Here is an 11,567-nt window from a genome sequence, read left to right as displayed (position 1 = left end):
TCAGAGCTGCGCGCGGAACGTGTCGCAGGCCTGCATCGAGCCCTGCTCGTAGCCCGTCAGGAACCACTGCCGGCGCATCTCCGACGACCCGTGGGTCCACGAGCCCGGGTCGACGCGCGCTCCGCCGGAGCGCTGGATGTGATCGTCGCCGATCGCCTCGGCGGTCTGGATGATCGCGTCGACGTCGCTCCCGGTGAGGCTCTCGAGCAGCGGAGGGCCGCCGTCGGGCGCCGGGGTCGAGGTGGCGTAGTGGGCCCACAGCCCGGCGTAGCAGTCGGCCTGGAGCTCGACCCGGACCGCGCCCGAGGAAGGACCCTGCGGGTCCTGCTGTGAACGGCGGATGTCCCCGAGCATGGTCTGCAGGTGGTGGCCGAACTCGTGGGCGACGACGTACATCTGCGCCGCACCGGAGGGTGATCCACCGAGCTGGCCCACGAGAACCCGGTCGAAGAACGCGGGGTCTATGTACACGTTCTCGTCGGCCGGGCAGTAGAACGGCCCGATGTCGGAGGAGGCCGCGCCACATCCGGTGTCGATGGCGCCGGTGAAGATGTTGGTGTGGGGCTGGACCCAGCGCATCCCGATCTGGTCGGGCAACTGGGTATTCCACACGTCCTCGAGGCTCTCGGTGGTGGCGACGATGCGGCAGATGGTGTCGGTGTTGGCCTGCTGCAGGTCGCACTGGTCGATGTGGGCCTGGAACCGCTGCGCCGAGTCCGTGGACTGTCCCTGGCCGCCCCCGGTTCCGGAGTCCAGGCCGAGCTGGCCCGGGTCCACGCCCAGGAACAGCGCGATGACGACGACGACGAGGCCTCCGACACCGCCGCCGACCGCCATCCCCCGACGTCCCCCCCGGCCTCCGCGTCCCCCGCCGGAGACCCCGCTGGTGTCCAGCCGCCCACCCTGCCGGAACGTCATGTCGCCGCCTCTCGTCCGCGGGGCCGCCGGTCCACCCGGGCATGCCGCACCACCGCGATGCTCCGGGATCACTGTATGGGGCGCCGAGCCGCGGCCGCATCCGACACGGGGAACGGCCGAGGGGGGACGTAGACTGTGCCTCGTCCGAACCCGGGGCCGACCGCTCACGACGCGGTGGGTCCGCTCTGGCGTTCGCCGACCGCACACCTTTTCCCGACGAGAGGACAACCGCAGTGCTGCGCACCCATTCCGCCGGCCAGCTCCGAGCCGCCGATGCAGGGGAGACCATCACCCTGGCCGGCTGGGTCGCGCGCCGCCGGGATCACGGCGGGGTCATCTTCGTCGACCTCCGCGACGCGACCGGCGTATGCCAGGTGGTGTTCCGTTCCGAGGAGGTCGCCGAGCGCGCACACCGCCTCCGCAACGAGTACTGCGTCGCCGTCACCGGCGTGGTGGACCGCCGCCCGGAGGGGTCGGAGAACCCCAACCTCGCCTCGGGTGAGGTCGAGATCGACGTGACCTCGTTCGAGGTCCTCGGCGAGGCCGCGGCCCTGCCGTTCCAGTTGGACGACGAGGTCGGTGAGGAGGCGCGTCTGCGCCATCGCTACCTCGACCTGCGGCGCGAGGGCCCGGGCGCCGCACTGCGCCTGCGGTCGAAGGTCAACGCCGCCGCCCGCAACGTCATGGCGCGCCACGACTTCGTGGAGATCGAGACGCCCACGCTGACCCGCTCGACCCCCGAGGGGGCGCGTGACTTCCTCGTGCCCGCGCGCCTGCAGCCGGGCACGTTCTACGCCCTCCCGCAGTCACCGCAGCTGTTCAAGCAGTTGCTCATGGTGGCCGGGATGGAGAAGTACTACCAGCTCGCACGCTGCTACCGCGACGAGGACTTCCGGGCCGACCGCCAGCCCGAGTTCACCCAGCTCGACGTGGAGATGAGCTTCGTCGACCAGGACGATGTCATCTCACTCGCCGAGGAGATCCTCACCGACGTGTGGGCCACCGCCGGCTACCGGATCACCACGCCGATCCCGCGGATGACCTACGACGAGGCGATGCGCCGCTACGGCTCGGACAAGCCGGATCTCCGCTTCGACATCGAACTGGTCGAGTGCACCGAGTTCTTCGCCGACACCCCGTTCCGCGTGTTCAAGGCGCCCTACGTCGGGGCGGTCGTCATGAAGGGCGGGGCGTCTCAGCCGCGTCGCCAGCTCGACGCCTGGCAGGAGTGGGCCAAGCAGCGCGGCGCCAAGGGCCTGGCGTACATCCTCGTCGGTGAGGGCGGCGAGCTCGGCGGTCCCGTCGCCAAGAACCTCTCGGACACCGAGCGTGCCGGCATCGCCGCGCACGTCGGTGCCGAGCCGGGGGACTGCATCTTCTTCGGCGCCGGGGCCGTCAAGTCCACCCGCGCACTCCTCGGCGCGGCCCGCGGTGAGATCGCGTCCAAGCTCGGCCTGATCGACCCCGAGAAGTGGGCGTTCACCTGGGTCGTCGACGCCCCGATGTTCGAGCCGGCCGACGACGCCACCGCCGCCGGTGACGTCGCGGTGGGCTCGGGTGCGTGGACCGCCGTGCACCACGCGTTCACCTCGCCGAAGCCCGAGCACCTCGACACCTTCGACACCGATCCGGGCTCGGCCCTGGCCTACGCGTACGACATCGTGTGCAACGGCAACGAGATCGGTGGCGGGTCCATCCGTATCCACCGCAAGGACGTCCAGGAGCGCGTGTTCGGCGTGATGGGGATCTCGCAGGACGAGGCGCAGGAGAAGTTCGGGTTCCTCCTCGACGCCTTCTCCTACGGCGCCCCGCCGCACGGTGGGATCGCCTTCGGCTGGGACCGGATCTGCGCGTTGCTCGCCGGCACCGACTCGATCCGGGACGTCATCGCGTTCCCGAAGTCCGGCGGCGGGGTCGACCCGCTCACCGACGCCCCCGCGGCCATCACCCCCCAGCAGCGCAAGGAGTCCGGCATCGACGCCAAGCCGATCCAGCGCGGACAGGCCACCCAGGCCCAGCCGGCCGCGGCCGAGTAGGTCCCGGCGCAGGGCGGGGCCCGCACCGGGCCCGGACCGGGCCCGGACCGGGGCGGTCTGGTCAGAGGTGGAACGCCTCGAGCGCCGGGCGCCCGTCCATACCGGAGTGCTCGAGGCCGAACAGGCGCGCGACGGTCGGCGCCACGTCGAGGGTGCGCACCGGCCGGTCGACGACGCCACCGCGTCGGACGATCCGGTGCCCGCCGCCGATGAAGAATGGGATCGGAAGGGTCACCTCGTGGCCGTGGTTACCGGGGATCGGGTTGGAGAACGGGGTGGGGTCGGAGAACCGCCAACCCGGGTGACAGGTGGCCACGAGGTCGCCGCCCCGGTCGCCCAGGTCGAGCTCGGCCGGGTCGTAGAGGCGGTTGACCCCCGGGAGTGCTCCGACCACCTCCCGCAGCCGTGCCAGCGTCGCGTCCCGGTCCCCGGCGGGCCCGAGGTGGGCGAACGTGTCCGCACCCCCGTTCTGGGCGATCCCGACGCGGCCGCGCAGCGCCGGGTCGGCGTCGATCGCGCCGGCGGCGCTGATGAGGCGCAGTGGCTCGGACCAGTCCATACCGTGGTCGGCGAGCACGATGAGCACCGACCGTTCCCAGCGGCCGGTGGCCCGGAGGAACTGCTCGAGGTCCCACAGTTTGTGGTCGGAGTTGTACACCGCCTGGTTGCGGGCCAGGCGCAGTGAGGTCCCCGACAGGTCCATGTGCCCGAAGCGGTCCATGTCCCCGAGATTGACGAAGGTCATCCGCGGAGCGTGATCGGTGATGGTCTGCTTGAGCGCCTCGACGGTGAACCAGTCGAGCGAGTGGTCCGTGATCGGGACCAGCGGGAAGGGCGCCCACTGCACGCTCGCGCGGCCACCGAACAGACCGTGGAGGTAGTCCTTGCTGAGCACGCTCGCGGTGGTCAGGCCCGCCTCGGTACGGATGCGGTCCAGCACGGTGGGCGCCCGCAGGTCGTCGGGGCGGTCGAGGGTCCGTTCGTCGCCGAGTGCGTGGTCCCAGACGGTGTTGGCGGGCACCCCGTTGCGCGCGGGCAGGACCCCTGTGACCATGGCGGCGTGGTTGGGCAGGGTCTCGGCGATCATCACCGAGGAGGCGGCGGTGAACCGTGTCCCCTCGGTGGCCCACCGGTGCAGGGTGGGGGACTGGGCGGGGTTGAGTTCGTCGGGCCGCATCCCGTCGGTGACGATCACGTAGACGTCGAGGTCGTCGGCGACCGGGCGGGCCGGGGTGGCCCACACGGGAGCCGGGTCGGCGAGCAGGGTCACCCCGATCGCGCCGGCGGCGGCGACCATGCCGGCGCCGGCGAGCGCCTCGCGCCGCGTGAACGTGGAGCCGTGGATGGGGTGGTCGTCGCGGCACATGGGGTGGGGGTCCTCCGGGGATCGTGGTCGGCGGGGGTGGTGTTCCCGGCGGGGACCGTGACACACCTGGTGACAAGAGAACCCGACGACGACGAGGCCTGCCGGGACTTGGGGTGATTGGTCCCCGAATGTTCACCCGGGGTCCAGTCATGGCGCGCCGGTAGCCTGGTCGGCGTGACAGATGATGCTGGGTTGTTCGCCGCGGGGGACGCGAGCGGCGACGGGCCCGTCCCGCCCGCGTCGGGCACCGTGGACCCCTCGGCTCCGCTGGCCGTGCGGATGCGGCCACGCACGCTCGACGAGGTGATAGGCCAGGAGCACCTGCTCCGGCCCAACTCCCCGCTCCGGCGGTTGGTGGAGGGGCGGGGTGGCTCCTCGGTGATCCTCTACGGTCCGCCGGGAACCGGGAAGACCACGCTCGCGAACCTGGTCGCGAGCACCTCGGGACGACACTTCGTGGCCTTGTCGGCCCTGAGCGCCGGGGTCAAGGACGTCCGGGCGGTGATCGACGACGCCCGCACCCGCCAGGTCCACGGCCAGCGCACGGTCCTGTTCATCGATGAGGTGCACCGGTTCTCCAAGAGTCAGCAGGACGCGCTGCTCGCCGCGGTGGAGAACGGGATCGTCCTGCTGGTCGCCGCGACCACCGAGAACCCCCACTTCTCCGTGATCGCCCCGTTGCTGAGTCGATCTCTCATCGCCGAGCTCCAGGGCCTGGACGACCGGGGGGTCGCGGCCGTCCTGAACCGCGCGGTGGACGATGAACGGGGTCTGGCCGGCGGGGTCGAGCTGACCGACGCGGCGCTGGAGGACATCGTCAGGCTCTCGGGAGGCGACGCCAGGCGGAGTCTCACCATCCTCGAGGCGGCGGCGGGGGCGGCCGAGGACGGTGTGGTGACGCCGGAGGTCGTCGAGCTCAGCCTGGACGCGGCCCCGGTGCGCTACGACCGCGACGGTGACCAGCACTACGACGTCACCAGTGCGTTCATCAAATCCATCCGCGGTTCCGACGTGGACGCGGCGTTGCACTACCTGGCGCGGATGCTGGTGGCGGGGGAGGACCCGCGGTTCATCGCGCGCCGCCTCATGGTCCACGCCAGCGAGGACATCGGGATGGCCGATCCCACGGCGTTGCTGGCGGCGAGTGCGGCCGCAGAGATCGTGCAGAAGGTCGGAATGCCGGAGTGTCGGCTCGCGCTCGCCCAGGCCACCATCCACCTCGCGACCGCGCCCAAGTCCAAGGCTGTCATCGCGGCCGTCGACGCCGCCATGTCCGACGTACGCGCCGGCGGGGTGGGCGAGGTGCCCAAGCACCTCCGGGACGGGCACTACGCCGGGGCGAAGGGCCTGGGCAACGGAGTGGGCTACCGGTACGCCCACAACGCGCCCGCCGGTGTCGTGGCACAGCAGTACCCGCCCGACGAGCTGGTGGGCCGCGACTACTACGAACCGAGCTCCCACGGACACGAGAGGGAGCTCGCGTCGCGGGTGGACAAGCTACGCAAGATCATCCGAACGAAGACGTAGCCAGTCCTTGAGAAATATGTGAGTATCGTTAATAAGTGCTCGACCAGGCACTCTTACAACGCCGCTCACTCTGGAGGAAACATGGCCTATCTCTTGTCCACACTCGTCAGCGTCGCGACCTCGATCGGGGTCTGGGGCACGGGGGCGCACAGCATGGGGCTCCTGCCCCAGGAGGCGTTCATCACCGCCGCGAACTTCGGCATCATCCTGCCCCCGATGCCGCGCTGATCCCACGTCACGCACGGCACGTCCGGCACCGGGCGCCCATCCACCGGTTCGGCCGGATGGGCGCCCGCAGTCGTGTCCGGGCCGCCCACCCCGTCGTCGTCGTACCCGCGTGCCCCACCCACCTCGTTCCCGGTCCCGTCCGGACGCGGCGGTAGGCTGGGACCTCGCCCGAGACCACCAGTAGACGACCAGTGAGGCCCCCAGTGCAGACCCATGAGATCCGGCGCCGCTTCCTCGACCACTTCGTCAGGGCCGGTCACACCGAGGTCCCCAGTGCGTCGCTGGTGTTGGACGATCCCAACCTGCTGTTCGTCAACGCCGGGATGGTGCCGTTCAAGCCCTACTTCCTCGGCCAGGAGACCCCGCCGTACGCCACGGCGACCTCCATCCAGAAGTGCGTGCGCACCCTCGACATCGAGGAGGTGGGCATCACCACCCGCCACAACACCTTCTTCCAGATGGCCGGGAACTTCTCCTTCGGCGACTACTTCAAGGAAGGCGCCATCCGGCACGCGTGGTCGCTGCTGACCTCGTCGGTCGACGACGGCGGGTTCGGGATCGACCCGGCGCTGCTGTGGGTCACCGTCTATCTCGACGACGACGAGGCCCACGGCATCTGGCGGGACGTGATCGGGGTGCCCGAGGAGCGGATCCAGCGGCGCGGCATGGCGGACAACTACTGGTCCATGGGCGTGCCCGGACCGTGCGGACCGTGCTCGGAGATCTTCTACGACCGGGGCCCCGCCTACGGGGTCGAGGGCGGGCCCGAGGCGGACGAGGACCGGTACATCGAGATCTGGAACCTCGTGTTCATGCAGAACGAGCGGGGCGAGGGCAGCGGCAAGGACGCCTTCGAGATCCTCGGCCCACTGCCCAAGCAGAACATCGACACCGGCATGGGCGTCGAGCGTGTCGCGTTCCTGCTCCAGGGCGTGGAGAACGTCTACGAGACCGACCTGCTGCGTCCGGTCATCGACACCGCCGAGCGGCTGTCCGGCGCGAGGTACGGGGCGGACAGCGCCGCCGACGTGCGCTTCCGGGTCATCGCCGACCACGCTCGCACCGCCTACATTCTCATCTCCGACGGCGTGACACCCGGCAACGAGGGCCGCGGCTACATCCTGCGACGCCTGCTGCGTCGCATCGTCCGGTCCGTGAGACTCCTCGGCGCGACCGGCGAGACGATGGCCGAGTTCATGGCCACCGTCCGCGAGGCGATCGGCCCGTCCTTCCCCGAGACGGTCGCAGGGTACGACCGGATCGAGCGGATCGCGGTGGCCGAGGAGGTGGCGTTCCTCAAGACCCTCGAGTCCGGGACGCAGCTGTTCGAGCGCGCCGCCTCCGACGCCCGGGCCTCCGGCGCGGCGGTGCTCACCGGCCGCCAGGCGTTCGCCCTGCACGACACCCACGGCTTCCCGATCGACCTCACCCTCGAGATGGCGTCCGAGGCCGGACTGCAGGTCGACGAGGAGGGCTTCCGCTCCCTGATGTCGGAGCAGCGGGCCCGCGCCAAGGCCGATTCCCGGGCCAAGAAGCACGCCCATGCCGACCTGTCCGTCTACCGTGACTTCCTCGACGCCGGGGAGACCGTCTTCACCGGCTTCACCGACCTCACCGACGAGTCGCGGCTGCTGGGCATCGTCTCCGGCGGAGCGGCCGTCCACGTCGCCCGCGAGGGAGACGCGGTGGAGTTCGTGCTCGACCGCACCCCGTTCTACGCCGAGTCCGGTGGCCAGCTGGGCGACCGGGGCATGATCTCCACCGCCGGGTTCCAGATGCGGGTCGACGACGTCCAGAAGATCGGCAAGAAGCTCTGGGTGCACAAGGGCGTCCTCACCGGCGGCGAGGCCGAGGCGGGTCAGCTCGTCACCTCCGCCGTCGACCCCGAGTGGCGCAAGGGCGCCACCCAGGGCCACTCCGCCACCCACCTCGTCCACGCCGCACTGCGGCAGATCCTCGGCCCGGAGGCCGTCCAGGCAGGGTCGCTCAACAAGCCCGGATACATGCGGTTCGACTTCAACTGGTCGGGCTCGATCCCCTCCGACGTCCTCGCCCAGGTCGAGGAGATCACCAACGCGGCGGTCGACGCCGACTACGGGGTCAACACCGTCGAGACCACCCTCGAGGAGGCCAAGCGCATGGGCGCCATGGCCCTGTTCGGCGAGAACTACGGCTCGCGGGTCCGCGTGGTGGAGATCGGCGGACCCTTCTCGATGGAGCTGTGCGGCGGTACCCACGTCGCCAGCTCCGCGCAGATCGGACCCGTCAGCCTGCTGGGGGAGGCCTCCGTCGGCTCCGGCATCCGGCGCGTCGAGGCCTACGTCGGCATGGACGCCTACCGCCACCAGGCCCGCGAGCGCGCGCTCGTGTCCGGCCTGGCGGCCTCGCTCAAGGCGCCCACCGACGAGCTGCCCGACCGCGTCGCCGCCCTCACCGCCAAGCTGCGCGAAGCCGAGAAGGCACTCGAGTCCCTGCGGACCTCCCAGCTCGCGGCCCAGGCCGGCGACCTGCTGAACTCGGCGGAGGACCTCGGTGGCATCCGGTTCCTGGCGCACAGCACGCCCGGCGGCGCCGCGGGTGACCTGCGCACCCTCGCCTCCGATCTCAAGGGACGGCTCGGCTCGGACGCCGGGGTCGTGTTCCTCACCGCCCCCGGCCAGGACAAGGTGCCGTTCGTCATCGCCGTCAGCTCCGCCGCACAGGACCGTGGGCTCAAGGCCGGCGATCTCGTGAAGGCCATCGCGCCGGCACTGGGTGCCCGCGGCGGCGGCAAGCCGGACATGGCGCAGGGCGCGGGATCCGACCCGGCCGGCATCGACGCGGCCGTGACGGCACTGCGCGACGCCGTGCGGGACGCCGGATGACCGACGCCCCGGGCGCACCGGCCGATCCGGCCGGGCCCGCCACGCCCGGCGGCGGATGGACCCGCGGTCGGCGGCTCGGCCTGGACGTGGGCACGGCCCGCATCGGCGTGGCATCCTGCGACCCCGACGGGATCCTCGCCACGCCCGTCGAGACCATCCGGGTCACCGACGGCGACCCCGGCTGGGCCGCCGAACTCCGACGGCTCACCACACTCGTCGAGGAGTACGACGCCGTGGGCGTGGTGGTCGGGCTACCCACCTCGCTCAAGGGCCGGGAGACCGCGTCCACCGCGATGGCCCGCTCGTTCGCCGCCGCGTTGACGGCCGGGGCGCCGGACCTGACCGTGGATCTCGTCGACGAGCGCCTCACCACCGTGACCGCGAGCAACGCGCTCCACGGCGCCGGCCGCAACACCCGCAGACAACGCGACGTGATCGACCAGGCGGCCGCGGTGGTCCTGCTCCAGGCCTGGATCGACTCGCGGCACGCCCGGCGATGAACGACCCCCTGGGCGGCCAACCTGGATAAACTCGCCGACGAGCACGATGCTGTCCGCAGGACAGCTCCCCTGACACCATCACCGAGGAGCACGATGTCTGCGGCACGAGGACGCTCACGAACCGGAGCCACCACGAGGTTCATCCTCCTGGCGGCCGTGATCGGGGTGGTCCTCGCCTTTGGCGTGATGGTCTACCGCAATCTGAACACCGAGGTCGCGGCGGCGCCGGACTTCGAGGGGCAGGGCAGCGGGAACGCGCTCCTGCACGTCGAACCGGGGGACACCCTGGGTGTCGTCGGGGACCGCCTGTACGAGATCGGCACCGTCGCCAGCACGCGAGCCTTCACCGGCGCCGCGGCGGGCACACCCGTCGAGGGCATCCAGCCCGGCTACTACCAGGTCCGGCAGGAGATGAGCGCCGACGCGGCCGTGGAGGCGCTCTCGGACCCGCAGAACCGCGTCGGCTTCATCGAGGTCAAGCCGGGCGGCAGGCTGCTCGACACCGTCGTGGTGGGCGGCGGCAGGGAGAAGGGCATCTTCACCCTGATCGCCGACGCCACATGCCTGCGTGACCTGGACGATCCCGGGGCCCCGACGTCGTGTCGGCAGCCCCAGGAGATCGTGGACGCGGCCGTACAGGCCGATCCGGTGGAGCTCGGCGTCCCCGACTGGGCCATCAACGAGGTCCGGGGCGCCCCGGACCCGGTCCGTCGGCTCGAGGGCCTGATCGCCCCGGGCGTCCACAACATCAACCCGCAGTCCGAGCCCGTCGAGATCCTGCGCCAGCTCATCGACGCCTCGACCGCCGCCTACGACGAGACGGGGCTCGTCCCGGCCGCCGGTCGGATCGGCCTCACCCCCTACGAGGTGGTCACGGCGGCGTCCCTGGTGGAGAAGGAGGGCATGCTGCAGGACTTCGACAAGGTCGCCAGGGTCATCCTCAACCGCCTCGCCGAGCCCATGCAACTGCAGTTCGACTCCACGGTGAACTACGCCCTCGCCGACCAGGAGATCGCCACCACCGACGCCGACCGGGCCGCGGTCACCCCCTGGAACACCTACGCGATGGACGGCCTGCCCTACGGGCCCATCGGTTCGCCCGGCCTCGACGCACTGCGCGCGATGGAGAACCCGGCCGAGGGCCGGTGGAAGTACTTCGTGACCGTAGACATGCAGGGCACCACCCGCTTCGCCGACGACTACCCTGAGCACGAGCGGTACCAGAGCGAGGCCATCGCCAACGGGGTCCTGGCCAGTGGGCGCTGACCCCGCGGGTCCGCCACGGTCGGCCGCCGTCCTGGGCCACCCGGTGGACCACTCGCTGTCCCCGGTCCTGCACGGCGCCGCGTACAGGGCCCTCGGGCTCGACGGATGGACCTACGAGCGCATCGACTGTGACGCCGAGCGTCTGTCGTCGGTGGTCGCCTCGTCGCCCGCGGACCGCATCGGGTACTCGGTCACGATGCCCGGCAAGTTCGCCGCCCTCGCCTCGGCCGACGATGTGAGCGAGCGCGCCCGGATCGTCGGGAGCGCCAACACGCTCGTCCGGCGTGCCGGCGGCTGGTTCGCCGACTGCACCGACGTCGACGGGGTGACCGGGGCACTCGCCGCGTTCGGGGATCTGCCCCCGGCGCCCACCGCGGTCGTCCTCGGCGTGGGCGGGACCGCCCGCCCCGTCCTGGCGGGCCTCGCCGAGGCCGGCGCCACACGCGTGGTCCTGGCGTCCCGGCGCGACAACGCCGGCCCCGCGGCCGAGTGTGGCCGGGCCCTCGGGTTGGACGTCCACACCGTCCTGTTGACCGACCCCTCGCTGCCCGGGGAGATCTCTCGCGCCGACGTGCTGGTCAACACCGTGCCCGAGCCGGGGGTCCGCGACCTCACCGATCTGGTGGCACACGCCCGGCGACTGTTCGACGTGCTCTACGACCCCTGGCCCACCGTTGCCGGCGCGGTCGCCTCGCGGGCCGGGGTGCCGGTCGTGGGCGGGGACGTCATGCTGCTCAACCAGGCTTTCGGCCAGGTCGAACTCTTCACCGGGATGCCGGCGCCGCGCGAGGCCATGGCGGCCGCCCTGTCGGGAGTCCTCGGCCGGTGACGGGCCCGCGGCGGGCCTGATGTTCCCGCACCC

Annotated in this window: 9 protein-coding genes; 7 read left to right on the top strand and 2 right to left on the bottom strand. The window is 71.5% G+C overall.

What is annotated here, in order from left to right; genetic code table 11:
• Complete coding sequence (gene ypfJ / locus AC3DE3_RS01240) at positions 1–918, bottom strand: KPN_02809 family neutral zinc metallopeptidase (RefSeq protein ID WP_488368711.1); 918 nt, start codon at positions 916–918, stop codon at positions 1–3.
• Between the two features lie 233 nt (positions 919–1,151).
• Between ypfJ and aspS the strand changes: the two genes are divergently transcribed.
• The gene (gene aspS / locus AC3DE3_RS01235; RefSeq protein ID WP_260487608.1) at positions 1,152–2,954 is read left to right on the top strand and encodes an aspartate--tRNA ligase; all 1,803 of its coding nucleotides are present in this window, start codon (positions 1,152–1,154) and stop codon (positions 2,952–2,954) included.
• A 61-nt stretch (positions 2,955–3,015) separates the two neighbouring features.
• Here the strand turns inward: aspS and AC3DE3_RS01230 are convergent, their stop codons facing one another.
• Entirely contained in the window at positions 3,016–4,320 is a 1,305-nt protein-coding gene (locus AC3DE3_RS01230) for an alkaline phosphatase family protein (protein WP_260487607.1), read from the bottom strand.
• Between the two features lie 174 nt (positions 4,321–4,494).
• Between AC3DE3_RS01230 and AC3DE3_RS01225 the strand changes: the two genes are divergently transcribed.
• The 6 genes from AC3DE3_RS01225 to AC3DE3_RS01200 all read left to right on the top strand — a co-directional run bounded on the left by AC3DE3_RS01225 (position 4,495) and on the right by AC3DE3_RS01200 (position 11,534).
• Positions 4,495–5,847, top strand: a complete 1,353-nt coding sequence (locus tag AC3DE3_RS01225) for a replication-associated recombination protein A (protein WP_396119243.1) — start codon at positions 4,495–4,497, stop codon at positions 5,845–5,847.
• Between the two features lie 81 nt (positions 5,848–5,928).
• The gene (locus AC3DE3_RS01220; RefSeq protein WP_162845690.1) at positions 5,929–6,075 is read left to right on the top strand and encodes a hypothetical protein; all 147 of its coding nucleotides are present in this window, start codon (positions 5,929–5,931) and stop codon (positions 6,073–6,075) included.
• Between the two features lie 203 nt (positions 6,076–6,278).
• Complete coding sequence (alaS, locus tag AC3DE3_RS01215; protein WP_260487605.1) at positions 6,279–8,939, top strand: alanine--tRNA ligase; 2,661 nt, start codon at positions 6,279–6,281, stop codon at positions 8,937–8,939.
• Positions 8,936–9,439: a Holliday junction resolvase RuvX gene (ruvX, locus tag AC3DE3_RS01210; RefSeq protein WP_260487604.1), complete on the top strand. Its 504-nt coding sequence runs from the start codon at positions 8,936–8,938 to the stop codon at positions 9,437–9,439. The genes alaS and ruvX overlap by 4 nt, the downstream gene beginning before the upstream one ends.
• A gap of 93 nt (positions 9,440–9,532) precedes the next feature.
• On the top strand, positions 9,533–10,705 hold the full coding sequence (locus AC3DE3_RS01205; protein ID WP_260487603.1) for an endolytic transglycosylase MltG: 1,173 nt from the start codon (positions 9,533–9,535) through the stop codon (positions 10,703–10,705).
• Positions 10,695–11,534 carry a shikimate dehydrogenase gene (locus AC3DE3_RS01200; RefSeq protein ID WP_488368710.1) on the top strand — a complete coding sequence of 280 codons (840 nt, stop codon included), beginning with the start codon at positions 10,695–10,697 and terminating at the stop codon, positions 11,532–11,534. Before AC3DE3_RS01205 ends, AC3DE3_RS01200 begins: the two co-directional genes overlap by 11 nt.
• Positions 11,535–11,567: the final 33 nt, after the last annotated feature.

It is taken from the genome of Dietzia sp. IBK-p2-16D (genome assembly GCF_057773085.1).
This window is presented reverse-complemented; position numbering and strand designations above follow the sequence as displayed.

Coding starts and splice junctions, on each gene's coding strand:
- AC3DE3_RS01220 (WP_162845690.1), top strand. CDS start 5,929: ATGGCCTATCTCTTGTCCACACTCGTCAGCGTCGCGACCTCGATCGGG.
- AC3DE3_RS01230 (WP_260487607.1), bottom strand. CDS start 4,320: ATGTGCCGCGACGACCACCCCATCCACGGCTCCACGTTCACGCGGCGC.
- AC3DE3_RS01205 (WP_260487603.1), top strand. CDS start 9,533: ATGTCTGCGGCACGAGGACGCTCACGAACCGGAGCCACCACGAGGTTC.
- ypfJ (WP_488368711.1), bottom strand. CDS start 918: ATGACGTTCCGGCAGGGTGGGCGGCTGGACACCAGCGGGGTCTCCGGC.
- ruvX (WP_260487604.1), top strand. CDS start 8,936: ATGACCGACGCCCCGGGCGCACCGGCCGATCCGGCCGGGCCCGCCACG.